Consider the following 26,210-nt stretch of genomic DNA (forward strand, 5'->3'; position numbering starts at 1 on the left):
AATGGCAGAACAAATCACATCAGCGAAAGCAACTGCTAAAACAGTCCGCGTTTCTCCTCGTAAATCACGTCTAGTTATCGATTTAATTAGAGGAAAAAGCGTTGCTGAAGCAATTGCTATCCTAAAGTTCACACCGAACAAAGCTGCTGGAATCATTGAAAAAGTATTGATGTCAGCAATCGCAAATGCAGAAAATAACTTTGACTTAGATGTTGAAAACTTAGTAGTATCTGAAGCCTTTGTAAACGAAGGACCAACAATGAAACGTTTCCGTCCTCGCGCGAAAGGTTCAGCATCTCCAATCAACAAACGTACAAGTCATATTACGGTAGTTGTATCAGAAAAATAAGGAGGGACAATCAGTGGGTCAAAAAGTACATCCAATTGGAATGCGTGTAGGCATCATCCGTGACTGGGATGCAAAATGGTATGCTGAGAAAGATTACGCAGACTTTCTACACGAAGATTTAAGAATTCGCAAATTTATCGCATCTAAACTTGCTGATGCCGCTGTGTCAACAGTTGAAATCGAACGCGCTGCAAACCGCGTGAACGTTTCAATTCACACAGCTCGACCAGGTATGGTTATCGGTAAAGGCGGTTCTGAAGTCGAAAGCCTAAGAAAAGAATTGAACAAATTAACTGGTAAGAGAGTACACATCAACATTGTGGAAATCAAAAAACCAGATTTAGACGCTAAATTAGTAGGCGAAGGAATTGCACGTCAATTAGAAAATCGTGTTGCTTTCCGTCGTGCTCAAAAACAAGCAATCCAACGCTCAATGCGCGCTGGCGCTAAAGGAATCAAAACTCAAGTATCAGGACGTTTAAACGGTGCGGATATCGCTCGTGCGGAAGGTTACTCTGAAGGAACTGTTCCTTTACACACATTACGTGCGGACATCGATTACGCATGGGAAGAAGCAGATACAACATACGGAAAACTTGGTGTTAAAGTATGGATCTATCGTGGAGAAGTTCTTCCAACTAAAAAGAACACTGAGAAAGGAGGGAAATAAGCATGTTAGTACCTAAACGTGTAAAACACCGTCGCGAATTCCGCGGAAAAATGCGTGGTGAAGCTAAAGGTGGTAAAGAAGTAGCTTTTGGTGAATACGGCTTACAAGCTGTTGAATCTCATTGGATTACAAACCGCCAAATCGAAGCTTCTCGTATCGCAATGACTCGTTACATGAAACGTGGCGGGAAAGTGTGGATTAAAATTTTCCCTCACAAATCTTATACAAGTAAAGCCATTGGGGTTCGTATGGGTAAAGGTAAAGGGGCTCCTGAAGGATGGGTAGCACCAGTTAAACGTGGAAAAATCATGTTTGAAATTGCTGGCGTATCTGAAGAAGTAGCTCGCGAAGCATTACGTCTTGCTTCACACAAATTACCAATGAAAACTAAAATCGTAAAACGTGAAGAAATGGGTGGTGAATCGAATGAAGGTTAAAGAAATCAGAGAATTAACCACTGCCGAAATGCTAGATCAAGAAAAACAATTAAAAGAAGAATTGTTTAACTTAAGATTCCAATTAGCTACAGGTCAACTAGAAAACACTGCACGTATCCAAGAAGTACGTAAATCGATTGCACGCATCAAAACAGTTTTGCGTGAACAAGCAAAGTAATAGTGGAAGGAGGCCATTTAGCGTATGACTGAAGAAAGAAATCAACGCAAAGTTTATCAAGGTCGCGTGGTATCCGACAAAATGGATAAAACAATTACAGTAGTAGTTGAAACTAAGAAAAACCACCCTATCTACGGTAAACGCATGAAATATTCTAAGAAATACAAAGCACACGATGAAAACAACGAAGCAAAAGTTGGCGATATCGTGAAAGTTATGGAAACTCGTCCATTATCAGCTACGAAACGTTTCCGTCTAGTAGAGATTGTTGAAAAGGCAGTGATTATTTAATCACACGAGATTTTCCTATATAGATTGAATTTCCAAAATCTGAAAGGAGGATACACATCGTGATCCAACAAGAAAGTCGTTTAAGAGTCGCTGACAACTCAGGCGCACGCGAAATTCTAACGATCAAAGTCCTTGGTGGCTCAGGTCGTAAAACTGCCAATATCGGTGACGTAATTGTTGCTACGGTTAAACAAGCAACGCCAGGTGGAGTTGTTAAAAAAGGTGACGTAGTTAAAGCAGTTATTGTTCGTACGAAATCAGGCGCTCGTCGTGCAGACGGTTCTTACATTAAATTTGATGAAAATGCTGCGGTTATTATCCGTGACGATAAGAGCCCACGTGGAACTCGTATCTTCGGTCCAGTTGCTCGTGAACTACGCGAAGGCAACTTCATGAAGATCGTTTCCCTAGCACCAGAAGTATTATAATTGTTATTCATTATCAAAGGAGGTGCGAAACAGTAATGTTTGTTAAAAAAGGCGATAAAGTTAAAGTTATCACTGGTAAAGACAAAAACAAAGAAGGTATTGTATTAGAAGCTTTACCTAAAAAAGATAAAGTCGTTGTTGAAGGTGTTAACATCATGAAAAAACACCAAAAACCTTCTCAAGCTGCTCCTCAAGGCGGAATCGTTGAAGTTGAAGCGCCAATTCATGTTTCTAACGTGATGGTGATTGATCCATCTAACGGTGAAGCTACACGTGTTAGCTACAAAGAAGTTGACGGCAAAAAAGTCCGTGTTTCTAAGAAAACCGGAGAAGTTATCGATAAATAATCAAATTAAGGAAGGAGGGGCTTACTGAATGAACCGCCTTAAAGAAAAGTATACAAAAGAAGTTGTTCCATCATTAATGGAAAAATTTGAATATAGTTCTGTAATGCAAGCACCAAAAGTTGACAAAATTGTTATCAACATGGGTGTGGGTGATGCAGTATCTAACGCTAAAAACTTAGATAAAGCTGTTGAAGAATTAGCATTAATCTCTGGTCAAAAACCATTGATTACTAAAGCTAAAAAATCAATCGCTGGCTTCCGCTTACGTGAAGGAATGCCAATCGGTTGTAAAGTTACTCTACGTGGAGAAAGAATGTACGAATTTTTAGATAAATTAGTATCAGTTTCATTACCACGTGTACGTGACTTCCATGGTGTAAGTAAAAAAGCGTTCGACGGACGTGGTAACTATACATTAGGTATCAAAGAACAATTAATCTTCCCAGAAGTTGATTACGATTTGGTAGACAAAGTACGTGGGATGGATATCGTTATTGTAACTACTGCCAACACAGATGAAGAATCTCGTGAATTGTTAACGCAATTAGGCATGCCATTCCAAAAATAAAAAAAGGAGGCGAACTACGTGGCTAAAAAATCAATGATTGCTAAAAATAAACGCCCAGCAAAACACTCAACACAAGAATACACACGTTGCGAACGTTGCGGACGTCCACATTCAGTTTATCGTAAATTTAAACTTTGCCGTATTTGCTTCCGCGAACTTGCCTATAAAGGTCAAATTCCCGGCGTGAAGAAAGCTAGCTGGTAAACAAGTAAACTCGCATAAAGGAGGTAAATCATCTAATGGTCATGACAGATCCAATTGCAGATTTTCTAACTCGCATCCGTAATGCCAACATGGTAAAACACGATGTATTAGAAGTGCCTGCTTCAAAAATCAAACGTGACATCGCTGAAATCTTGAAAAAAGAAGGTTTCATCCGTGATGTTGAATATATCGAAGATGACAAACAAGGCGTGATCCGTGTTTTCCTAAAATATGGAAAAAATGGTGAACGTGTTATCACTAACTTGAAACGTATTTCTAAACCAGGTCTACGTGCTTATGTTAAAGCTGACGAAGTACCAAGAGTATTAAACGGTTTAGGTATTGCAATCATCTCAACTTCTGAAGGTGTTATCACTGATAAAGAAGCTCGAGTTAAAAATGTTGGCGGCGAAGTTGTCGCTTATGTATGGTAATTTAAAATAATACACAAGGAGGTGTCTCTACGTGAGTCGTATCGGTAATAAAGTAGTCGTTCTTCCTGCTGGTGTTGAAGTCAAGCAAGAAGGAAATGACGTTACAGTTAAAGGACCTAAAGGTGAATTAACTCGTACTTTTTCTTCAGATATTAAAATGAATATCGAAGGAAACGAAGTAACTTTCACTCGTCCAAATGACAGCAAAGAAATGAAAACAATCCACGGAACAACTCGTGCAAACTTCAATAACATGGTTGTTGGCGTAAGCGAAGGTTTCAAAAAAGGATTAGAACTTATCGGGGTTGGGTACCGTGCTCAATTACAAGGTTCAAAACTTGTATTGAACGTTGGTTATTCAAATCCAGTAGAAATGAACGCACCAGCTGGAGTTACAGTTGAAGTTCCTTCTAATACTTCTATCGTTGTATCAGGAACAAGCAAAGAAATGGTTGGCGAATTTGCAGCTAACATTCGTGGCGTTCGTCCTCCAGAACCTTATAAAGGCAAAGGTATTCGCTATGTTGGTGAATTCGTACGCCGTAAAGAAGGTAAAACTGGTAAATAATCGTAAACAGGGTTTACGATTCGCAGCTTAGGCTAGCAAAAATAAAGAGGTGACAATTGTGATTACAAAACCAGATAAAAATAAAACACGTCAAAAAAGACATAAACGTGTACGTAACAAAATCTCTGGTACTGCTGAGTGCCCACGCTTGAACGTTTTCCGTTCTAACAAAAACATCTACGCGCAAGTAATTGATGACGTAGCGGGTGTGACGCTAGCAAGTGCCTCTGCCTTGGATAAAGAAATTTCAGGTGGAACAAAAGTTGAACAAGCACAAGCTGTTGGTAAATTAGTAGCAGAACGTGCAGCAGCAAAAGGTATTAAAGAAGTAGTCTTTGACCGTGGTGGATACCTTTACCATGGCCGTGTAGCAGCTTTAGCTGAAGCAGCTCGCGAAAATGGACTAGAATTTTAGAAGAAGGAGGAACACCATTCATGGTTTATATTGATCCAAAACACTTGGAATTAGAAGACCGCGTTGTTGCGATTAACCGCGTAACAAAAGTTGTTAAAGGTGGACGTCGTTTACGTTTCGCAGCTTTAGTTGTTGTCGGTGACAAAAACGGACACGTAGGATTTGGTACTGGTAAAGCTCAAGAAGTTCCAGAAGCAATCCGTAAAGCAGTTGAAGACGCTAAGAAAAACTTAATTGAAGTACCAATGGTTGGTTCTTCAATCCCACACGAAGTTATCGGTGTATTCGGTGGCGGACGTATCTTAATGAAACCTGCTGTAGAAGGTTCTGGGGTAGCCGCTGGTGGACCTGTTCGTGCCGTATTGGAGTTAGCTGGGGTAGCTGATATCACATCTAAATCTCTAGGCTCAAACACTCCTATCAATGTTGTTCGCGCAACTGTTGAAGGATTAAAACAATTAAAACGCGCTGAAGAAGTGGCAGCACTTCGCGGTAAATCAGTTGAAGAATTAATCGGTTAAGGAGGACAAAAATAATGGCTGAATTAAAAATTACTTTAAAACGCAGTGTTATCGGACGTCCTCAAAACCAACGCGATACTGTTAAAGCGTTAGGTCTAGGTAAAGTGAACAGTACTGTTGTTAAACCTGCTAATGATGCAATCAAAGGTATGGTTAACACTGTAGCTCATTTAGTGGACGTAGAAGAAATTTAAGTATCAATTTGATAGATTTACTTTGATTAAGGAGGTGCCAAACCATGAAACTTCATGAATTAAAATCTGCAGAAGGATCACGTCACGTGCGTAACCGTGTAGGTCGTGGTACATCATCTGGTAATGGTAAAACAGCTGGACGTGGACAAAAAGGTCAAAAAGCTCGTTCAGGTGGTGGAGTTCGTCTAGGTTTTGAGGGGGGACAAACACCATTGTTCCGTCGCTTACCAAAACGCGGATTCACTAATGTTAACCGTAAAGAATATGCAGTAATTAACCTTGACCTTCTAAATCGCTTTGAAGACGGAACTGAAGTAACTCCTGTAACTTTAGTTGAAGCTGGATTAGTTAAAAACGAAAAAGCTGGAATCAAAGTGTTAGGAAACGGTGAATTAACTAAGAAATTAACTGTTAAAGCAGCTAAATTCTCTAAAGCAGCTGAAGAAGCAATCGTTGCTGCTGGTGGATCAATCGAGGTGATCTAATGTTAAAACTTTTAAAGGATGCTTTTAAAGTAAAGGATATTAGATCAAGAATTTTATTCACTATTATGATTTTATTCGTCTTTCGTCTAGGTACACATATTACTGTGCCAGGCGTAGATGTTACTAAGTTGCAAGCTATCTCTAGCTTACCTTTCTTGAATATGCTTGATTTGGTAAGTGGTAGTGCCATGCAACGTTTCTCTATTTTTTCCATGGGGGTTTCGCCATATATCACTGCGTCAATTATCGTTCAATTGATGCAAATGGATATTGTACCGAAATTCGTTGAATGGTCAAAACAAGGGGAAGTGGGTCGTAAGAAATTGAATCAAGCAACACGCTATTTGACATTAGTCTTAGGATTTTTACAATCGATGGCGTTAACTGCAGGATTTCAAATGTGGACTCAGTTCGGATTTTTGCCAACTGCCAATGCAGCAACATATGTGCTAATTGGTATCATCTTAACTACAGGGACAATGTTTGTCACTTGGTTAGGAGAGCAAATTACGGACAAAGGAATTGGTAATGGTGTATCAATGATTATCTTTGCAGGTATCATTTCACGTTTACCAGTTGATATTAAAGGATTAATTGAAGACTACTTTATTAATATTGATTCGTCTGATTTATGGAAATCCATCATATTTATGGTGATTCTAGTGATTGCAGTCTTGGCAATTGTTACCTTTGTGACATATTTCCAACAAGCAGAACGTAAAATCCCGATTCAATATACCAAACGAGTAGCTGGCGCACCAACAAGCAGTTACCTTCCATTGAAAGTAAATGCTGCTGGGGTTATTCCAGTTATCTTCGCAAGCTCTTTTATCACAACACCAAATGCTATCTTACAAGCATTCGGTTCATTCCAAGGTGAAGCTTGGTTTGATGTAGTCCAAACGGTTTTTAATTATAATACTGTCCCTGGGGCAATTTTATATACAACATTAATCGTTGGATTCACGTTCTTCTATGCCTTTGTTCAGGTGAATCCGGAAAAATTAGCTGAAAACTTGCAAAAACAAGGTAGCTATATTCCAAGTGTTCGTCCAGGTAAAGGAACAGAAGAATACGTCTCAAAACTATTGATGCGTTTAAGTACTGTCGGGGCTCTATTCTTAGGACTCGTTGCATTATTGCCTATTTTGGCACAAATGATTTGGAACTTACCACAATCAATTGGTTTGGGAGGAACAAGTTTGTTAATCGTTATTGGTGTAGCCTTAGAAACTGCGAAACAGTTAGAAGGTCTAATGCTAAAACGTAAATATACTGGTTTCATCAATTAAAGTTTTATGAGGTGTTGAGGATTTCCTCAACACTATTCAGAAACTTACAGGAGGAGTTAAAATGAACCTCATTTTAATGGGACTACCCGGTGCTGGGAAAGGCACTCAAGCAGAACGTATTATTGCTGAGTACAACATTCCGCATATTTCAACGGGCGACATGTTTCGTGCCGCAATGGCCAATGAAACAGCTCTTGGCCTGGAAGCAAAATCATACATGGACAAAGGTGAATTAGTACCTGATGAAGTGACAAACGGAATTGTAAAAGAACGTTTAGCTGAATCAGATACAGACAAAGGTTTCTTATTAGATGGTTTCCCTCGTACATTAGATCAAGCAGAAGCGCTAGATCAAATGTTGAAAGACCTTGGAAAAGAAATTGATGCCGTCATCGAAATTCATGTCCCTGAAGAAATTCTTGTTGATCGTCTAGCAGGACGCTATATTTGCCGTGATTGCGGTGCAACTTATCATAAAGTATTTAACCCTACAAAAGTAGAAGGTACTTGTGATCGTTGTGGCGGACATGACTTCTATCAACGAGAAGATGATAAGCCTGAGACGGTCAAAAATCGTCTAGCTATCAATGTGAAAAGTAGTGAACCAATCTTAGCATATTACAAAGAAAAAGGTTTATTGCAGTCAATTGATGGTAATCGTGAAATCGATGCTGTATTTGCAGATGTAAAAAATATCATCGAGTAACGATCGATTGCCCGCATCCGACTTGCAATTTGGTAACTTTCTCTTGCTAAGTATGATATATTATGCTAAAATGTATCAGTCCGACTTCTAAGAAATTAGAAGACTGTTTTGAGAATCTAAGGTGGGAACACTGGTTTCCGCCATTTTATCGTGTGAAAATGCGAAACAAGTACAAGGAGGTACTGTGCGTGGCAAAAGAAGATATGATTGAAGTCGAAGGTACAGTCGTCGAAACTTTGCCGAATGCAATGTTTAAAGTCGAATTGGAAAATGGACACCAAGTTCTTGCTACTGTTTCTGGTAAAATTAGAATGCACTACATTCGCATCTTACCTGGAGACAAGGTGACAGTTGAACTATCACCGTACGACTTGAACCGTGGCCGTATTACTTATCGTTTTAAATAATTGTACTCCGTAAAACCACAGGAGGTATTATCATGAAAGTAAGACCATCAGTAAAACCAATGTGTGAACATTGTAAAGTAATTCGTCGTAATGGGCGCGTTATGGTGATTTGCCCAGCAAATCCAAAACATAAACAACGTCAAGGATAATCGGAGGTGTAACAAGATATGGCTCGTATTGCAGGAGTAGATATTCCTCGTGATAAACGTGTAGTCGTTTCTCTTACTTATATCTATGGTATTGGTAACACGACTGCGAAACAAGTTCTAGCAGATGCTGGCGTTTCTGAAGACGTTCGTGTTCGTGATTTAACGAATGAACAGACAGACGCTATCCGTGCGGAAATTGATAAATTAAAAGTTGAAGGTGACTTACGTCGTGAAGTTAACCTAAACATCAAACGTTTGATGGAAATCGGTTCATACCGTGGGATCCGTCATCGTCGTGGATTGCCAGTTCGTGGACAAAACACGAAAAACAATGCACGTACTCGTAAAGGCCCGTCTAAAACAGTAGCAGGCAAGAAAAAATAATTCCTAAGTGAAGGAGGTTAAAACTTCATGGCAGCAAAAAAAGTGAGTCGTAAACGCCGTGTGAAAAAGAATATTGAAGCAGGTATCGCGCATATCCACTCAACATTCAACAATACAATTGTGATGATCACTGATACTCATGGTAACGCGTTAGCATGGTCGTCAGCTGGTGCATTAGGATTCAGAGGAAGCAGAAAATCAACACCTTTTGCAGCTCAAATGGCAGCAGAAACTGCAACAAAAGCAGCAATGGAACACGGATTAAGAACTGTAGAGGTAACTGTTAAAGGTCCTGGTTCAGGACGTGAAGCAGCAATTCGTTCATTACAAGCAGCAGGTTTGGAAGTGACTGCAATTCGTGACGTGACTCCAGTTCCTCATAATGGATGCCGCCCTCCAAAACGCCGTCGTGTTTAATGAGTGCCGCTCATTTTGAGTTTCAATAATTACGTCATTGAACAAGACACTTTTCGTTTTGAAAGGGGTAAGAGATAAGAATGATTGAATTCGAAAAACCAAGAATTGCAAAAATTGATGAAGAGAAAGATTATGGAAAGTTCATCGTTGAACCTCTAGAAAGAGGCTACGGAACTACTCTAGGAAATTCCCTACGTCGCATTTTGTTATCTTCTCTACCAGGTGCAGCAATCACTAATATTCAAATTGATGGAGTATTACACGAGTTCTCAACTGTTAAGGGTGTTCGAGAAGACGTCGCTCAAATCATCTTGAATATCAAAGGTCTTGCATTAAAAATGTACGGTGAAGAAGAAAAGACCCTTGAAATCGATATTACTGGACCAGCTACAGTAACTGCCGGCGATATTATCGTTGATAGTGATGTAGAAATCCTTAATAAAGATATGTACATTTGTACAGTTTCTGAAGGAACAACTTTCCATGCGCGTTTAACTGTTAGACCAGGTCGTGGATATGTTCAAGCAGACGAAAATAAAAAAGAAGATATGCCGATTGGTGTTCTTCCAGTTGATTCAATCTATACACCTGTACGTCGTGTTAACTACCAAGTAGAAAATACTCGTGTTGGTCGTCGTGATGATTTCGACAAATTAACGATGGAAATTTGGACAGATGGTTCAATTGAGCCATTAGATGCAATGAGTTTAGCCGCAAAAATCATGACTGAACATTTAGATATCTTTGTTAACCTAACTGATGAAGCGAAAAACGCTGAAATCATGGTTGAAAAAGAAGAAACTCAAAAAGAGAAAATGTTAGAAATGACTATTGAAGAATTAGACTTATCAGTTCGTTCATATAACTGTCTAAAACGTGCAGGAATTAATACTGTACAAGAATTAACAAATAAATCTGAACCAGAAATGATCAAAGTACGTAATTTAGGCCGTAAATCTCTAGAAGAAGTAAAAGCAAAATTACATGATCTAGGTTTAGGCTTACGTAAAGACGATTAATTTTTACGAAGGAGGGAAACCACGTGAGTTATCGTAAACTAGGACGCACATCTAGCCAACGTAAAGCGATGTTGCGTGATTTAACAACTGATTTAATCATTAACGAACGCATCGTGACGACGGAAGCTCGTGCGAAAGAAGTTCGCTCAACTGCAGAAAAAATGATCACTCTAGGAAAACGCGGTGATTTACATGCACGTCGCCAAGCTGCTGCATTCGTTCGTAATGAAGTAGCAAGTGTACGTGAAGAAAACGAAGAAATCGTTATCGAATCAGCTTTACAAAAGCTATTTAGCGATATCGCTCCTCGTTATGCAGATCGCCAAGGTGGCTACACACGTATCTTGAAGACAGAACCAAGACGCGGAGATGCTGCACCAATGGTTATCCTAGAACTAGTTTAAAATCACACTTAATAAACGGGTCACCGTTTAGCATCACTTTGTAGATGAACTTTAAGAGTGTTATGATGTTGGAGGGAAACCTCCGAGTCTAGCTCGGCGCTACCCCCTGGAAGGAAGATTTTCAGGGGGTATGCACTCATCATAAAGTGTTTTTTTTTATCCTCGATTAACTGTCAAGACACCTTGACCTGATGGAGGATGAAAAAAATCGACATTTTCCATGAAAATCTTCAGAATAATTGAAATCTACCTTGTTTTTTGGTAGTGTTAGTTAGAATCAGATTGAAGCAATAGTGCTCGCAAGACACGATTAATCAGTGACTGTATGAAATCGCAATGATGTATGACATGAAAAACAAACTAAATTTTTTGATAAAAGTTTAATACAAAGGAGTACCTATGAAACCTATTATTGAATTAAATAATCTTACATTCAAATATCAACGAACGGATGCTCGTCCGGCTTTAGAAGATGTTTCGCTATCGATTAACCAAGGCGAATGGGTGGCAATTATTGGTCACAATGGTTCAGGCAAATCAACCCTAGCAAAAACAATTAATGGCTTATTACTTCCTGAAAGTGGTTCAGTGAAAGTTGGATCGAAAGAATTAAATGAAGAAAATATTTGGTCTGTCCGCAAAATGGTAGGAATGGTGTTTCAAAATCCTGATAACCAATTTGTGGGTGCTACGGTTGAAGATGATGTGGCATTTGGAATGGAAAATCAAGGCGTACCGCGTGATGAAATGATTGAACGTGTAAAAAACGCACTTGAACAAGTTCGGATGTCTGAGTTTGCCACTAAGGAACCTGTTCGTTTATCTGGTGGTCAAAAACAACGAGTAGCGATTGCTGGCGTAGTGGCTTTACGTCCAGATATTATTATTTTAGATGAAGCTACCAGTATGTTAGATCCAGAAGGTCGTGAAGAAGTTATTGCGACCATTAAAAAGATTAAGGAAGAAAATAATTTGACCGTTCTTTCTATTACGCATGATATTGACGAGGCGGCAAATGCAAATCGTGTTTTAGTGATGCGTCAAGGGCAACTAGTAGATGAAGGAACGCCAGAAAAAATTTTTTCTGCTGGACCAAAATTAGTTGAAATGGGATTAGATTTGCCTTTCCCAGAAAAACTAAAGCAATCGTTGAAACAACGTGGTGTTGATGTGCCACAAAACTATTTGACTGAAGAAGGGATGGTGGATTGGCTATGGACATCCATTTTGAAAAAGTAAATTTTACTTATCAACCAAAATCACCTTTTGAGCAACGAGTTTTATTTGATATTGATTTAGATATTAAAGAAGGTTCTTATACTGCACTAGTGGGCCATACAGGTAGTGGAAAGTCGACCTTATTGCAGCATTTGAATGCATTGTTGAAACCCACTTCAGGAAAAGTATGGATTGGTGATCGTGAAATTACCCCTGAAACAAACAATAAAAATTTAAAACCTATTCGTAAAAAAGTAGGCATTGTTTTCCAATTTCCCGAAGCGCAACTTTTTGAAGAAACGGTTGAAAAAGATATTGCTTTTGGTCCAAAGAATTTTGGTGTTTCAGAAGAAGAAGCGAAAATTTTAGCGAAAGAAAATCTAAAATTAGTTGGTTTGGACGAAAGTTATTTGGAGCGTTCACCTTTTGATTTGTCTGGCGGACAAATGCGTCGAGTAGCGATTGCTGGCGTTTTAGCAATGGAACCAGAAGTATTGGTCCTAGATGAACCAACGGCGGGATTAGATCCTCAAGGACGTAAAGAAATGATGGAAATGTTTGAACGTTTGCATCAAGAAAAAAATATTACCATTATCTTAGTAACGCATTTAATGGATGATGTTGCTAATTTTGCAGATTATGTATATGTTTTAGAAAAAGGTAAAATCGTGAAACGTGGAACGCCTGAAGAAGTTTTTCAAGATGTTGCTTGGTTACAAGAAAAACAATTAGGTGTCCCAACTGCCGCTGAATTCGCGCAACGTTTAATTGCGAAAGGCATCACCTTTGAAACATTACCACTAACAGCAGAAGCCTTAGCAGATGCTCTTTTAGCGCAAGGAGGACTTGCTCATGATGAATAAACTGATTTTAGGTCGTTATATTCCAGGGGATTCATTAATTCATCGTTTAGATCCACGAACTAAATTATTAATGAGTTTTTATTTTATTGGAATTATCTTCTTTGCAAATAATTGGCAAAGTTATCTGTTTTTATCGGTATTTACTTTGTTTTGTGTCTTTTTATCAAAAGTTGATTTTGGTTTCTTTTTACGTGGTGTGCGACCACTTTTATGGTTGATTCTGTTTACAGTCGCCCTGCAAATGTTTTTTACAAGTGGCGGACAGATTTACTGGCAATGGGGAATTTTTCGTTTGACGGAATACGGCGTTCAAAATGGGATTTTCATTTTTTGCCGTTTCGTCTTAATTATTTTTATGTCCACGCTCTTAACTTTAACGACACCACCTTTAGAACTATCGGATGCAATAGAATATATCTTGCGACCATTAAAAGCTATTAAGTTTCCTGTTCATGAAATTTCGTTAATGCTGTCCATTGCTTTACGCTTTGTACCAACTTTAATGGATGAGACAGAAAAAATCATGAATGCGCAACGTGCGCGAGGCGTTGATTTTGGTGAAGGGAATTTAGTTCAAAAAATGAAAGCTGTGGTACCATTGTTGATTCCGTTGTTTGTAAGTAGTTTTAATCGAGCGGACGACTTAGCGACAGCCATGGAAGCACGTGGTTACCAAGGTGGCGAAGGTCGCAGTAAATATCGTGTGTTGCATTGGCATACTCGAGATACCATCACAGTAATTGTTTATGTGTTTGTTACTGTGGGATTGATTTATTTAAGAAACTAATAAATGATAGTATAAATAGAAGTGAAAAATACCCGAATTATAGAAGAGATGCCTAGTAACCTCACTATAATTCGGATATTTTGTTGTTAAAATGCTACGCTATACTACTTTGGAGGAAAGAAAAACATGGTTCGATATAAAGCAATTATTGCCTATGATGGAACAAATTTTAATGGTTTTCAACGTCAATCTTCTGGACGTACGGTTCAAGAAGAAGTAGAAAAAACATTGACAAAAATGGCAAATCAACGAATAGAAATACATGGTTCTGGTCGTACAGATGCTGGCGTACATGCGTTAGGCCAAGTGATTCATTTTGACTTTCCGTATGAACGTCCGCTAGAAAAAATGCGTTTTGGCTTAGATACCCAAACGCCAGATGATGTCGCTGTAAAATCAGTCGAATTGGTGGCTGAAGATTTCCATTCACGCTATTTAGTGAAGGAGAAAATCTATGAGTTTCGTGTCGACATTGGCAAACCTCGTAGTCCATTTCGTCGTTTTTATGCGAGTTATTTCCCGTATGCGATTGATGTGGCAAAAATTGAACGGGCGTTACCAGATTTTTTAGGTACACATGATTTTACATCGTTTTGTGCAACTGGCAGTTCAGTAGAAGACAAAACTAGAACAATTTATGAAGCGAATGTCAGGGTCAATGAAATGGGGGATGAGTTAGTATTCACTTTCCGTGGAGATGGTTTTTTATATAAAATGATCCGTATTATGGTAGGTACGCTTTTGAAAATTGGCAATGATCGAATGCCAGCTGATAGTATTCCTGCAATTATTGCAGGAAAAGATCGTAATTTAGCTGGTCCAACAGCGCATCCAGAAGGACTTTATTTAAAAGAAGTACGTTATTAAAAAGGGCTCAGAAATCAATAATGATTTCTGAACCCTTTTTTTGTTTAATAAAGTTCTAAATATTGTTCTCTTTCCCATTCTGAAACAGATTGTTTGTAGGCATCCCATTCAAAACGTTTTGAAACTAAGAAATTATTGAAAATATGATCACCTAAGGCATCTTTAATAACGTCATCTTTACGTAATTCTTTTAAAGCATTGTGTAAAGTTGAAGGTAAGTCAGAAATTTTAGCTGCTGCGCGTTCGTCTTCATTCATGACATAGATGTTGCTGTTAACCGCTGGAGTTGGCGTTAGTTCTTGTTTTATACCATCTAGTCCAGCTTGTAGTAAAGCTGCCATTGCTAAATATGGGTTAGCAGAAGGGTCTACAGAACGTAATTCTAAACGTGTAGATAGACCACGTGATTCTGGTACACGAATTAATGGTGAACGGTTTCTACCTGACCATGCAACATAAACGGGTGCTTCATATCCTGGAACTAAACGTTTGTAAGAGTTCACTGTTGGGTTACAAATGGCAGTATAGGCACGGGCATGTTCTAATAAACCAGCAAGGAAATGATAGGCAGTAGCACTTAGCTCCATCTCGTTTTCTGGATCATAGAAGGCATTTTCCTCGCCTTTAAATAATGACATGTTACAGTGCATCCCAGAGCCATTAATGCCGTATAAAGGTTTTGGCATAAAGGTTGCGTGTAGTCCGTGTTTTCTAGCAATCGTTTTAACCACTAGTTTAAATGTTTGAATGTTATCGCAAGCTTCTAAAACATTTGCGTATTTAAAGTCAATTTCGTGTTGTCCGGGAGCTACTTCATGGTGGGAGGCTTCTACTTCAAAACCTAAACTTTCTAATTCTAATACAATATCACGACGGCAGTTTTCGCCTAAATCGGTCGGAGCAAAATCAAAATAACCGCCTTGGTCGTTTAAATCTGTCGTAATTTCGCCATGTTCATCTAATTTAAATAAGAAAAATTCTGGTTCAGGACCTAAGTTAAAGGAAGTGAAACCAAGAGCTTCCATATCTGCAAGTGCACGTTTTAAATTGCCACGGGGATCTCCAGCAAATGGTGTACCATCAGGATTGTAGATATCACAAATTAATCGGGCAACTTTTCCATGTTCGCTTTCCCATGGGAAAATCATCCATGTGGCTAAATCTGGATAAAGATACATATCACTTTCTTCAATACGTACGAAGCCCTCAATTGAAGAGCCGTCGAACATCATCTTATTTTCCAATACCTTATCTAATTGACTGATTGGAACTTCTACATTTTTTATGACACCAAGAATATCGGTAAACATCAAACGTAAAAAGCGGACATTTTCTTTTTTGGCAATTTCTTTAATTTCGGCTACGGTATTGCTCGTTTTGGTCATATTATCCCATCCTTTTATTCATTATCATCTATTAAGTGTAAGTTGAAGGAAGTCACTGAAAAAGTTGGTTTTCCTCGTTTCAGTTCGTTCCGTTCAATTTATATTGGAACTATACCAATTATTTTTTTACTTGTCAATCATTTATGTTAGAAAATGTAACATAAATCAATATTTTTTTAAAAATGATAATGATTCTCATTGATTTTAATATGAAATTTCTTGTTTTATTAAAAAATGATGTGATATAATCTTACATAACGAAAAGAACGAAACGTTTTCACGACTGTTTTTCAGAATATTCAGAAGAAGGTGGCTCCATGAAAAATGAAATGATGAAACAAACAATGTATCGTCCCAGCTTTGAAAAAGATGCTTGTGGGATGGGATTTATTGCTCAAAGAGATGGAAAAGCTTCAAGAAAATTAATCGATTATGCCTTGATGATGTTGGAACGAATGAATCATCGCGGGGGAACAGGCGCCGAAGCTGATACAGGCGATGGTGCGGGTATTCTAATGGCTATGCCGGATCGTTTCTTTCGTAAAGAAGCCTTGAAGTTAGGCGTCCATTTACCGAAACAATCAGAATATGCAGTAGCTATGTTGTTTTTACCTAAAGATAAAGAAGAAAAACATTCATTGCAACAATCAATGGTAAAAGATATTTCAGCTGCAGGATTTCGAGTGTTGTTGGAAAGAGAGGTACCTTACGCCTTTTATCAATGTGGACCTGGAGCACAAAAAGTCATGCCAAGCTTTGTTCAATTATTTATTGAAAAACCAATCGATGTAAATGCAGGTAGACAGTTCGAAGACCAACTATACCATTTGCGAAGAAGCCTCGAAAAAAGTTATCAAGCTGACGAGTTATCGATTTGTAGTTTATCCAGCCAAACGATTGTTTATAAGGGGATGTTGCATGCCTATCAAGTCGGATTATTTTTCACAGATTTACAAGATTCAGAAATGGAGACAAGTATTGCTTTAACTCATTCACGTTTCTCGACGAATACTTTTCCAAGTTGGAATCGAGCGCAACCGTTTCGCTTCTTAGCACACAATGGTGAAATCAATACGTTACGTGGTGCCGAAAACTGGATGCACAGTCATCAAATAGAAATGTACGACGAAGAAAATTCTGATTCAGCTAAATTGGAAAATTGTTTAGAATATTTGTATCGCAACGGGCGAGACATTCCGCAATCTTTAATGATGATGGTACCAGAAGCTTGGTCAAAAACGGCAAATTTATCAGAGGAGCTAACCGCTTTTAATGAATACAATGCAAGTTTCATGACCCCGTGGGATGGACCGGCTGCTTTGTGTTTTACGGATGGAAAAATGGTTGGTGCCACGTTAGATCGCAATGGATTACGCCCATCGAGGTATTGGATTACTGAAGAAGGATTAGTTGTCGTAGCTTCAGAGTCTGGTGTAGTTGATTTACCAGCAGCTACGATTATTGAAAAAGGGGTGCTGGGTCCGGCTAATATGTTTTTAGTTGATACAACGACAGGGGAAATTCATCATAATAATGAAATCAAAGAGCAATATGCGAAAGCTTATCCTTATCGTAAATGGTTAACCAAACATTTACTTTCTTTAGAATCATTAACCGATGTAGAGGAAAAAAGCACCTATACCGAAGACGACATGTTGATGTTATGGAAAATGTTTGGCTATACCGATGAGATGATTCGGACCTTGATTATTCCCATGGCAGAAGAGGGAGAGGAGCCGGTCGTTTCAATGGGATTTGATTCGCCACTAGCAGTATTAAGTGAGCAACCACAATCGTTATTTACTTATTTTAAACAGCAATTTGCCCAAGTCACAAATCCGCCGATTGATGCAATTCGCGAGAAGATGGTTATCGGTACCGAGTTGTTTTTAGGTTGTGATGGCGAAATTGAAAAAGACCATCCACAAAATTGTCGGAAATTAAAAATTGAAAGTCCAATTTTAACGACTAGTGATTTTTTTAAAATTCAGCAATTAAAGCAAAAACATCAAAAAACAGTGACGCAATCGATTTTATACGATTATTCAGAGACAAAACAAAATGGTTTGTATCATGCCTTAGATGCTTTATTTAGAGAAGCAGAAGCAAAAATTGATCAAGGGGCAACTATTCTGATTTTATCCGATAGAAATGCTACGAAAGGCAAACGGCCAATTCCTATTTTATTAGCCGTTTCTGGTCTTTACAATTATTTAGTCAGACAAAGAAAAGGTGCCAAAGCATCCATTGTGGTAGATACGGCAGAAGTTTGCGAAATTCATCATTATGCCACGCTGATTGGATATGGTGCTAGCGGTATTCATCCATACGGTGCCTATGCCACGTTAGAATATTTTGACTTGAAGGATAAAGTTGAAAACTATCGCAAAGCGTGTGAAAAAGGCATCATTAAAATTATGTCACGGATGGGAATTTCGACAGTTGCAGGTTATCATGGTGCCCAATTATTTGAAGTAGTAGGTATTTCTAAGGAAGTAACTGATCAATATTTCACAGGAACGGCTTCGCGAATTGGTGGATTATCATTAGCACAAATTGAAAAAGAATATAGTTTACGCTATGAATTAGCTTTTGGTGAAAAGCATCGGGATTATTTACCATCTGGAGGCAGTTTCCAATATAAGGCGGATGGCGAACATCATTTATATAATCCCACGACGATTTATAATTTCCAAAAAGCAGTTCGTACTAATGACTATTCATTATATAAAAAATATGCCACACAAATGGATAATGAAGCCTTAGAAAATCCCACGACATTACGTTCAATGTGGATGTTTAAAAAATCCAGAACTTCAATTGCGCTAGATGAAGTAGAACCAGCCACAACGATTGTTAAACGTTTTAAAGTTGGTGCGATGTCGTATGGTTCTTTAAGTGAAGAAGCACATAAATGTATTGCAGAAGCGATGAATAATATCGGGGCAAAATCAAATTGTGGCGAGGGTGGCGAGCATCGTGAGCGTTTCAAGGTGCAACCAAATGGTAAAAATTATAATAGTAAAATTAAACAAGTTGCATCAGGCCGGTTTGGCGTAAATACAGAATATCTGATGAATGCCGAAGAATTACAAATTAAAATGGCGCAAGGTGCAAAACCAGGAGAAGGCGGACAATTACCTGCTAATAAAGCTTTTCCATGGGTTGCTGAAATCCGTGGTTCTACGCCAGGCGTCCAATTGATTTCGCCACCACCGCATCATGATATTTATTCGATTGAAGATTTGGCGCAATTAATTTATGACTTAAAAACAGTCAATCCCTATGCCAAAATCAATGTGAAATTGGTTTCTAGTACAGGCGTCGGAACGATTGCGACAGGTGTTGTTAAAGCAGGTGCAGATGTGGTGGTCATTTCCGGCTATGATGGTGGAACAGGCGCTTCTCCTCGGACAGCCGTTCGGGATGCGGGACTTCCTTGGGAAATGGGATTAGCCGAGGCACACCAAACCTTACTGATGAATAACTTGCGCCAACGAATGACTTTAGAAACTGATGGGAAATTAATGACTGGTCGTGATATTGCGGTTGCAGCTTTGTTAGGAGCAGAAGAATACAGTTTTGCTTCATTGCCACTGGTTGCAATTGGCTGTGTGATGATGCGCGTGTGTAGTTTAAATACTTGTCCAGTCGGGATTGCGACTCAAAATCCTGCTTTACGGAAATTCTTTGTCGGAAAACCAGAGCATATTGTCAATATGATGATGTATTTGGCAGAAGATTTACGGGAGGTCATGGCAGAGTTAGGTTTTAAAACCATTGATGAAATGATTGGTCATGGGGAATGCCTAGTGCCACGTTTTGTTGCGAAAGGGAAAGCCAAATCATTAGACTTTTCGAACATGATTGGTCACGAATTAGGGATTGCTCGCAAGACGGTTGATCCGTTTTTAGAGAAACGTCAATGGAAAGAATTAGATACCTATGCGCAAGCTGCTATTGAGTTTGAACAGCCAACGAATGTCCAACAGTCAATCAATAACGTGCAACGGACAGTCGGCGCACGAATGGGCGGTTGGATTGCCGAACGATTTGGTAACTATACCTTGAAACCAGGATTGCTACGTTACACTTATACAGGAATTGCAGGTCAGAGTTTTGGTGCATTTACTGTGCAAGGAATGGAATTGAAACTCATTGGAGAAGCGAATGATTATGTAGCTAAAGGCTTGAGTGGCGGACGTTTGATTATCGTTCCACCAGAAGATGCAAGCTATGATGTCGAAAATTCAACGATTGTTGGGAACGTCGCTTGTTTTGGTGCCAATCGCGGTGAAGCTTATTTCAGAGGTTTTGCAGGCGAACGATTCTGTGTCAGAAATAGTGGAGCAAACGTCGTGGTTGAAGGCGTAGGTGACCATGGTTGTGAATATATGACTGGTGGAACAGTCGTTATCTTAGGAAAAACTGGTCGAAATTTTGGTGCAGGAATGTCTGGTGGGGTGGCTTACGTTTATGATCCGGAAAATCAATTTGCAGAAAAATGTAATTTAGAAATGGTGGAATTGTATCGTATTGGCGAAACCGAAGACGACAATCAATTGAAAAAATTGCTTGAGAATCATTTCCAATATACTGATTCTTTGAAAGCCGCAGAAATTTTACAAGACTGGGAAACAACAAGTCAACATTTTGTGAAAGTATATCCACGTGAATACCATCGTATGGTTGCAGCAACCAATGAAATGCGTCGTGCAGGTTTTGCAGAAGAAGAAGTGCTAGCCAAAGCTTTTGAAGCAGTTGTCGGTGCTCAATTATCGATTCCAGTCGGGAAGGAGTGAGTGAAAATGGCAGATCCATTTGGTTTCTTAAAATATCCAAAAAAAGAAAATCCGTATCGTGAGGTGGAGGAACGAATTTTCGATTGGCATGAATTACAAACACCGCTACCAGAAGAAGAGCGTCAGGAACAAGCCGCACGTTGTATGAATTGTGGTATTCCTTTTTGTCATACAGGCTCCTTTTATGGGGGACAACGCGCAGTTTCTGGTTGTCCCAATGATAATCTGATTCCAGAGTGGAACGATCTAGTTTATCAAGGCCGATATAAAGCGGCATTTGAGCGTCTTGCACGTACCAATCCATTGCCAGAAATGACCGGACGTGTCTGTCCTGCACCTTGTGAGAAAGGCTGCACGGAAGCTCTGAATGGGGATGGAGTAGCCATTCACGACAATGAACGATTTATCATTGATACGGCTTTTGAAAATGACTGGGTAAGAGAGTCTGGTTTACCGACAGAATCAAAAACAGGCTTTAAAGTAGCCGTGGTTGGGAGTGGACCTGCAGGATTGTCGGCTGCTTGGCGTTTAAATCAACTAGGGCACCAAGTTACGGTTTATGAACGTAGTGATCGCTTTGGTGGCTTATTGATGTATGGCATTCCTAATATGAAATTAGATAAAGATATTGTGCAGCGGCGTATTGATTTGATGGCAGAGTTAGGTATTGAATTTATTGCGAATACAGAAATTGGTCGGGATATTTCAGCAGAAGAATTACAAGACAGTTATGATCGTGTTCTCCTTGCCACTGGTGCAAGTGTTCCGCGTGATTTGAAAATTCCAGGACGAGAGCTAGAAGGTGTTCGCTTTGCTGTCGATTATTTAACCGAAGCAACAAGAGATGTGCTAAAACATGGGAAACAAGCAACGAGTCGTAAATTGGAAGGGAAACATGTCATCGTGATTGGTGGAGGTGATACAGGAAACGATTGTATTGGATCAGCAGTTCGACAAGGAGCTGCATCGGTGCGCCAGTTAGAAATCACGCCAGAATTACCTGGGCAACGCCAAGCGAGCAATCCGTGGCCTGAATATCCAATGACCAGTCGCAAAGGCTACGGACAAGAAGAAGCCGAATTTTTATACCAAGAACCACTTACAACTTATGCTACTTCGACAAGTGCTTTTATTGGCGCAGAACGTGGACAATTAATTGCCATTGAAACAGTAAAAGTTGGACAAAATTTCCAACCAATTGAAGGGACTAAAAAAGTTTTGAAAGCAGATTTAGTTTTACTTGCGATGGGTTTTTTAGGTCCAGAAAACGCCTTGTTTGATGCGTTTGATGTGGAGGAAATTTATGATGATTATACAACAAATAACGAACGTGTAATGGTCGCTGGCGATGCAAGACGTGGTCCTAGTCTAGTTATCTGGGGAATTCGGGAAGGTCGTTTAGCAGCCGAAAAGATGGATGAATCCTTACGTGCATTAAGTTATCAATAAAAAAGTAGTTGGAATATCAGTCGATTGAACAGTGAACGATCCGAACGATAGAGAGAGTACCTGTAGTCTAGCAGGCTTTCGTCGCAAATTCACCAGAATTAGCGCTATTCACTCTAAATCATTCGGATCGTTTTATCCTGTGTTTACTTATGTCACAATCCTTGAAAACGAATGGAGCTCTTATCGCTCTGTTCGTTTTTTTGTATAATAACGTTCAAAGAGAATGAACAAACCAATACAACTAATAAATAAGAAAGTACCTGCTAAGAATCCCGGTGGTAGGTAAGTTAATTTGATTTCGTGGGTTCCTTTAGGGACTTTTAAGCTGATAAATGCTTCTTGGAAAGCTTCGATAGCCACTTTTTTGCCATCTAAAGTAGCACGCCAACCTTTATCATAAGGAATAGTCGTAATCAGTTGTTGCTCTTTGTTTGTCGTGATTGTTCCTTTTGCACTGCGTTTACCGGTGCTCATCTCAATGCTTTGTTGCTGAAGAGTATCAATAGCCCGTTGATATGCTTGTGTATCTAAAGTCACAACTTGAGGATGTTGGAAAGAAATTTCTTTCGTTCCATAAAAACTAGCCGTAAATTCAACGGTGGTTGGTACATCATAATATCCTAAATTATAGTATTGTCCATTAATACCAATTTGCGTTTTTCGCGATTCACCATTGACCGTAATGGTGGCAGTTGAACTTTCTAACTGTGAAAAATTAGTAGGATACAAACTTAAATAGGCTTGTGAATGAGCAGGAACGCTCACTTGCCACGTTACCTCTTTGGCAACATTTGTTGTTTCTTCAGAAAATTTTGTATGGTTGCCTTGCTCGGTAACTTTTGTATTTTTAGTGCCAATGCGAGTAATTGGATAAAAGTGGAAATACTGCTCATTTAAATCCGTTAATCCATTTAGTAAATTCGTTTGGCTACCTAAATTATCATTTTCATATTGCTCAATTTCATTACTTGCTGGATTAGCTAAAAAGGCTAATGGTAAGGCATTTTGATTTTCATAGAGTTTGTAAGAACCGCTTGTTGCCACTTCATTAAAGCCGTATTTGTCGACAGCTTGTTTGGCAATATTATATTTCACTGCCATTAAACTATCCATTAATACGGTATTATTTGGATAACGAATGTTTAAATTCGTTCCTCGTGAACGAAAACCAAGTTGATTTAAGTAACTGGACGAGTGGCGATTACGAATCGAAGAAAACAAACCAATCCCATTGTAACCATAATTGATACTATCATTTGACGATACAGGATCAAGATTTTCTAAGCGGTAAAAACCATCATTTTCTTTTTTTGTTTGAGTAACTAAAGTTTTAATATCTTTAAAGGGTTCCGTATATAAACTACGAGAAGCATAATTCCAATCATCTAATATCCCATGAACCATGCCATTTGTGTTTAATGCCATTTCCAAAGAAACAAATAGCAATGTAAATAAAGCAAAGCGTTTTTTGGTAAATAAGCCTTTTTGATAAAAAGCAATGACTAAGCTATAAACAATTAAAAAGACCATTGTTAAAACAAAAGAAGTGAGCGTGAGGTAGTCGTAACTATCTTCAGGAATAAAGCCATAAGTTAACCCAAAAATTACCATCCATGTTAATAAAATACCTAACATCGTTCCACGATCTTTTACTTTAAATTGTTCCCAACCGTATCCAGCAAGCATCACAATTAAAAAAGATAACAGATACGCATAACGGAATAAGAACATATTTGGTGCATGCATGCCATGCCAAAATAAATTTAAAGGTGTGATATAGAAACTTGCCATTAAGACGGCAAATATTCCTAGGTACAATAGTTTGTTTTTCCAAGGAATAGCGCGTGAGACAAAATAAAGGGTACAAAACATTAATGGAAGTAAGCCCACAAAAATAAATGGAATGGAACCATATTTTGTATTGTCATAAACACCAATCATATTTTTAACAAAAAAATCTAACCAATTGGTCGCAGCAGTTTTAAACGTGGTGATTTGTGTTAGCTCTTCACCATTTGTTCGTAAGTCTAAGATTGCTGGTAAAATAATAATCATTGCCGCGCCACCAGCTAAGAGTGACGTAACCCCATACGGAATAATTCGTTTTTTATAAGTAGACCATTGACTAAATAAGCGAGCAAGGAAATACAGAACGGAAAAAATACCAATCATAAAGCCCATATAAAAACTAGAGAAAAAGAGCATGAAATAACTAATAAATAATAATTTAGGTTTTCCATCATCTAATAAGCGATTAATTCCCCAGATAATTAAGGGTAGATAGACAAATGCGTCCAACCACATAATTAATTCTGAATGAGCAGTAACAAAAGACATAAGCGCATAACAAACAGCTAATGTCACATAGTGCCATTGATGCAATTTAAACGTATGCTTAGCGTAAAACCAAAAAGCTAAGCCAGCACTGCCAATTTTGATTAAAGTCAAGAAATATAAGGCATCAGGCATCCATTGATTGGGGAATAAAATCACTAATGGTGTGAAAAATCCACCGAGATAATAAGAAACCAATGCAAGATAATTCAACCCTAAGGAAGCATGCCACGTATAAAAAATACTTTGTTTTCCTAGTAAAACATTTCGAAAACTTGCATGGAAATTAGAAAATTGCGAAAATGCATCGCTGGCTAATACACTTCGACTACTCCCAGGGAAAATACCAATGGTCAAATAGATAATTGCCATAAGTAGCAAGGGAATAAAGAAGCTTGCGAGCATGTAGGTTTTATTTTGTTTACAAAACGCTTTGATCGTTGCCAAGAAAATTGCCTCCTAACATGGAATAAAATTTTTGCTTTAAGTGTAACATAGAATCAAAATAAGTAGCAAAAATAGCTGTGATAAAGCTATTTTTTTATAAAAAAATATATGTTACGATACAAAAAATGAAAGGAGTTTACCATGTCACGAGCAGAGCAAGCAATATTTACCAATATGTGTATGATTGAAAATGAAAAGGGACAGATTTTGATTCAAGATCGTCAAAAACCCGATTGGCCAGGCGTGACTTTTCCGGGTGGTCATGTCGAAAAGGCAGAATCGTTTTGTGAATCGGTTATTCGGGAAGTCCATGAAGAAACGGGACTCGTGATTACTCAACCTCTTTTATGTGGCGTGAAACAATTCCAAACCAAACAACAAGAGCGATATGTTGTGTTATTTTATCGCGCGAAGGCTACGGGAGAGCTGCAAGCATCACGTGAAGGGGCGGTTTTTTGGATTGAAAAAGCAGACTTGACCAACTATGTTTTAGCCGAAGATTTTTTAGAGATGTATCAAATTTTTGTAGATGATTCATTATCCGAATTTTATTATGATGAACAAGATCAGGTGCATTTATTGTAACGAAATCCCCATGGAATCCTTTTTCCATGGGGATTTGTTAGTTGATTACGACCACTTGTTGGTAGATGCGGTCATATTTTTTGATATAATTTCGGGCTTTTTCGGGATTTTTTTGCATTTTTTCGAGGGTTTCAGGATTTTTAGTCGAGACAACCACACCAATAACATTATCGGGTTTGACTTTTTCAAAGGGGAGAAAAGCGACATAACTAAAGGGATCATCTTCAATGTTGTGCGTGGTTTCTGTGTAAGGTTCACCTGTGTCTGCTTTTGCTAGACGAATCGATAAAGATTTGTAGTCTTCACTTGTTGTGAAAGTTAAGTGATAGATTTGTTCTTTGTAACCAACAAAAGAGACTGTATCCAAACGTGGAGTTTCGCTCTCGCTTCCGAAATAACGATCATTAAGATAGATATCTTGATCTTTCGGTCGCTTTATTTCATACGTAAAAACGGTTACTTGTTCACTTGGCAAGCGTGTGACATCGATTGATTCTTTGGGTGTGGACGACAAATATAAAAAGATTCCTCCACAAATCAATGCCACTATAATAATGAATCCCCAAATATTCTTTTTCATTTTCTCACTCCTCTACAATTAATAGC

The 26,210-nt window shown here is 38.6% G+C and carries 33 protein-coding genes; 30 read left to right on the forward strand and 3 right to left on the reverse strand.

What is annotated here, in order from left to right; translation table 11 throughout:
• Position 1: 1 nt before the first annotated feature.
• The 27 genes from rplV to truA all read left to right on the forward strand — a co-directional run bounded on the left by rplV (position 2) and on the right by truA (position 14,602).
• Positions 2–349: a 50S ribosomal protein L22 gene (rplV, locus tag DOK78_RS03545; protein WP_207942207.1), complete on the forward strand. Its 348-nt coding sequence runs from the start codon at positions 2–4 to the stop codon at positions 347–349.
• A 13-nt stretch (positions 350–362) separates the two neighbouring features.
• A complete protein-coding gene (gene rpsC / locus DOK78_RS03550) occupies positions 363–1,019 on the forward strand; it encodes a 30S ribosomal protein S3 (RefSeq protein ID WP_016176287.1) in 657 nt (218 codons plus the stop codon).
• 2 nt (positions 1,020–1,021) lie between these two features.
• Entirely contained in the window at positions 1,022–1,456 is a 435-nt protein-coding gene (gene rplP, locus DOK78_RS03555; protein ID WP_010734464.1) for a 50S ribosomal protein L16, read from the forward strand.
• Positions 1,446–1,634: a 50S ribosomal protein L29 gene (gene rpmC, locus DOK78_RS03560; protein WP_016176286.1), complete on the forward strand. Its 189-nt coding sequence runs from the start codon at positions 1,446–1,448 to the stop codon at positions 1,632–1,634. Before rplP ends, rpmC begins: the two co-directional genes overlap by 11 nt.
• A gap of 24 nt (positions 1,635–1,658) precedes the next feature.
• Positions 1,659–1,925, forward strand: a complete 267-nt coding sequence (gene rpsQ / locus DOK78_RS03565) for a 30S ribosomal protein S17 (RefSeq protein ID WP_016176285.1) — start codon at positions 1,659–1,661, stop codon at positions 1,923–1,925.
• Between the two features lie 59 nt (positions 1,926–1,984).
• Positions 1,985–2,353, forward strand: a complete 369-nt coding sequence (gene rplN / locus DOK78_RS03570) for a 50S ribosomal protein L14 (protein WP_016176284.1) — start codon at positions 1,985–1,987, stop codon at positions 2,351–2,353.
• A gap of 35 nt (positions 2,354–2,388) precedes the next feature.
• Entirely contained in the window at positions 2,389–2,700 is a 312-nt protein-coding gene (gene rplX, locus DOK78_RS03575) for a 50S ribosomal protein L24 (protein WP_207942206.1), read from the forward strand.
• Positions 2,701–2,728: 28 nt separating this feature from the next.
• Positions 2,729–3,268 (forward strand): 50S ribosomal protein L5, encoded by a 540-nt coding sequence (rplE, locus tag DOK78_RS03580; RefSeq protein ID WP_016176282.1) that lies wholly within the window; start codon positions 2,729–2,731, stop codon positions 3,266–3,268.
• Positions 3,269–3,286: 18 nt separating this feature from the next.
• Positions 3,287–3,472, forward strand: a complete 186-nt coding sequence (locus tag DOK78_RS03585; RefSeq protein ID WP_007207616.1) for a type Z 30S ribosomal protein S14 — start codon at positions 3,287–3,289, stop codon at positions 3,470–3,472.
• Between the two features lie 35 nt (positions 3,473–3,507).
• Entirely contained in the window at positions 3,508–3,906 is a 399-nt protein-coding gene (gene rpsH, locus DOK78_RS03590) for a 30S ribosomal protein S8 (protein WP_207942205.1), read from the forward strand.
• Positions 3,907–3,937: 31 nt separating this feature from the next.
• A complete protein-coding gene (gene rplF, locus DOK78_RS03595; RefSeq protein WP_207942204.1) occupies positions 3,938–4,474 on the forward strand; it encodes a 50S ribosomal protein L6 in 537 nt (178 codons plus the stop codon).
• Between the two features lie 58 nt (positions 4,475–4,532).
• Positions 4,533–4,889, forward strand: coding sequence for a 50S ribosomal protein L18 (gene rplR, locus DOK78_RS03600; RefSeq protein WP_207942203.1), 357 nt, complete (start codon positions 4,533–4,535; stop codon positions 4,887–4,889).
• Between the two features lie 20 nt (positions 4,890–4,909).
• Entirely contained in the window at positions 4,910–5,410 is a 501-nt protein-coding gene (gene rpsE, locus DOK78_RS03605) for a 30S ribosomal protein S5 (RefSeq protein ID WP_207942202.1), read from the forward strand.
• A 14-nt stretch (positions 5,411–5,424) separates the two neighbouring features.
• A complete protein-coding gene (gene rpmD, locus DOK78_RS03610) occupies positions 5,425–5,604 on the forward strand; it encodes a 50S ribosomal protein L30 (protein WP_016176277.1) in 180 nt (59 codons plus the stop codon).
• Between the two features lie 44 nt (positions 5,605–5,648).
• Positions 5,649–6,089, forward strand: coding sequence for a 50S ribosomal protein L15 (gene rplO / locus DOK78_RS03615; RefSeq protein WP_016176276.1), 441 nt, complete (start codon positions 5,649–5,651; stop codon positions 6,087–6,089).
• Complete coding sequence (gene secY, locus DOK78_RS03620; protein ID WP_207942201.1) at positions 6,089–7,381, forward strand: preprotein translocase subunit SecY; 1,293 nt, start codon at positions 6,089–6,091, stop codon at positions 7,379–7,381. Before rplO ends, secY begins: the two co-directional genes overlap by 1 nt.
• Positions 7,382–7,442: 61 nt before the next feature.
• Entirely contained in the window at positions 7,443–8,087 is a 645-nt protein-coding gene (locus DOK78_RS03625) for an adenylate kinase (RefSeq protein ID WP_207942200.1), read from the forward strand.
• A gap of 188 nt (positions 8,088–8,275) precedes the next feature.
• Positions 8,276–8,494, forward strand: coding sequence for a translation initiation factor IF-1 (infA, locus tag DOK78_RS03630; protein ID WP_002288695.1), 219 nt, complete (start codon positions 8,276–8,278; stop codon positions 8,492–8,494).
• Between the two features lie 32 nt (positions 8,495–8,526).
• Complete coding sequence (gene rpmJ, locus DOK78_RS03635; RefSeq protein ID WP_010742772.1) at positions 8,527–8,643, forward strand: 50S ribosomal protein L36; 117 nt, start codon at positions 8,527–8,529, stop codon at positions 8,641–8,643.
• Between the two features lie 18 nt (positions 8,644–8,661).
• Entirely contained in the window at positions 8,662–9,027 is a 366-nt protein-coding gene (gene rpsM, locus DOK78_RS03640; RefSeq protein ID WP_016176273.1) for a 30S ribosomal protein S13, read from the forward strand.
• Positions 9,028–9,054: 27 nt separating this feature from the next.
• Complete coding sequence (gene rpsK / locus DOK78_RS03645) at positions 9,055–9,444, forward strand: 30S ribosomal protein S11 (RefSeq protein ID WP_016176272.1); 390 nt, start codon at positions 9,055–9,057, stop codon at positions 9,442–9,444.
• An 80-nt stretch (positions 9,445–9,524) separates the two neighbouring features.
• On the forward strand, positions 9,525–10,463 hold the full coding sequence (locus DOK78_RS03650; protein WP_016176271.1) for a DNA-directed RNA polymerase subunit alpha: 939 nt from the start codon (positions 9,525–9,527) through the stop codon (positions 10,461–10,463).
• A 23-nt stretch (positions 10,464–10,486) separates the two neighbouring features.
• Positions 10,487–10,867 carry a 50S ribosomal protein L17 gene (gene rplQ, locus DOK78_RS03655; protein WP_016176270.1) on the forward strand — a complete coding sequence of 127 codons (381 nt, stop codon included), beginning with the start codon at positions 10,487–10,489 and terminating at the stop codon, positions 10,865–10,867.
• A gap of 399 nt (positions 10,868–11,266) precedes the next feature.
• Positions 11,267–12,106 carry an energy-coupling factor ABC transporter ATP-binding protein gene (locus tag DOK78_RS03660; protein ID WP_207942199.1) on the forward strand — a complete coding sequence of 280 codons (840 nt, stop codon included), beginning with the start codon at positions 11,267–11,269 and terminating at the stop codon, positions 12,104–12,106.
• Positions 12,082–12,948 carry an energy-coupling factor ABC transporter ATP-binding protein gene (locus DOK78_RS03665; RefSeq protein WP_207942198.1) on the forward strand — a complete coding sequence of 289 codons (867 nt, stop codon included), beginning with the start codon at positions 12,082–12,084 and terminating at the stop codon, positions 12,946–12,948. The genes DOK78_RS03660 and DOK78_RS03665 overlap by 25 nt, the downstream gene beginning before the upstream one ends.
• Positions 12,938–13,735, forward strand: a complete 798-nt coding sequence (locus tag DOK78_RS03670; RefSeq protein ID WP_207942197.1) for an energy-coupling factor transporter transmembrane component T family protein — start codon at positions 12,938–12,940, stop codon at positions 13,733–13,735. Before DOK78_RS03665 ends, DOK78_RS03670 begins: the two co-directional genes overlap by 11 nt.
• A 126-nt stretch (positions 13,736–13,861) precedes the next feature.
• Positions 13,862–14,602 carry a tRNA pseudouridine(38-40) synthase TruA gene (truA, locus tag DOK78_RS03675; protein ID WP_207942196.1) on the forward strand — a complete coding sequence of 247 codons (741 nt, stop codon included), beginning with the start codon at positions 13,862–13,864 and terminating at the stop codon, positions 14,600–14,602.
• A gap of 44 nt (positions 14,603–14,646) precedes the next feature.
• Here truA and glnA read toward each other — a convergent pair whose 3' ends face one another.
• Positions 14,647–15,987 (reverse strand): type I glutamate--ammonia ligase, encoded by a 1,341-nt coding sequence (gene glnA, locus DOK78_RS03680; protein ID WP_207942195.1) that lies wholly within the window; start codon positions 15,985–15,987, stop codon positions 14,647–14,649.
• Positions 15,988–16,304: 317 nt separating this feature from the next.
• Here glnA and gltB point away from each other — a divergent pair, with 317 nt between their 5' ends.
• Positions 16,305–20,789 (forward strand): glutamate synthase large subunit, encoded by a 4,485-nt coding sequence (gltB, locus tag DOK78_RS03685; protein WP_207942194.1) that lies wholly within the window; start codon positions 16,305–16,307, stop codon positions 20,787–20,789.
• A gap of 6 nt (positions 20,790–20,795) precedes the next feature.
• Positions 20,796–22,238 carry a glutamate synthase subunit beta gene (locus tag DOK78_RS03690; RefSeq protein ID WP_207942193.1) on the forward strand — a complete coding sequence of 481 codons (1,443 nt, stop codon included), beginning with the start codon at positions 20,796–20,798 and terminating at the stop codon, positions 22,236–22,238.
• 180 nt (positions 22,239–22,418) lie between these two features.
• Here DOK78_RS03690 and DOK78_RS03695 read toward each other — a convergent pair whose 3' ends face one another.
• Positions 22,419–24,977, reverse strand: coding sequence for a YfhO family protein (locus DOK78_RS03695; RefSeq protein WP_243430726.1), 2,559 nt, complete (start codon positions 24,975–24,977; stop codon positions 22,419–22,421).
• A gap of 183 nt (positions 24,978–25,160) precedes the next feature.
• Between DOK78_RS03695 and DOK78_RS03700 the strand changes: the two genes are divergently transcribed.
• Positions 25,161–25,604, forward strand: a complete 444-nt coding sequence (locus DOK78_RS03700) for an 8-oxo-dGTP diphosphatase (RefSeq protein WP_207942191.1) — start codon at positions 25,161–25,163, stop codon at positions 25,602–25,604.
• A 37-nt stretch (positions 25,605–25,641) separates the two neighbouring features.
• Here DOK78_RS03700 and DOK78_RS03705 read toward each other — a convergent pair whose 3' ends face one another.
• Positions 25,642–26,184 (reverse strand): hypothetical protein, encoded by a 543-nt coding sequence (locus DOK78_RS03705; protein WP_207942190.1) that lies wholly within the window; start codon positions 26,182–26,184, stop codon positions 25,642–25,644.
• Positions 26,185–26,210 lie beyond the last annotated feature (26 nt).

It is taken from the genome of Enterococcus sp. DIV2402, assembly GCF_017426705.2.
Classification (GTDB): Bacteria; Bacillota; Bacilli; order Lactobacillales; family Enterococcaceae; genus Enterococcus_F; species Enterococcus_F lowellii.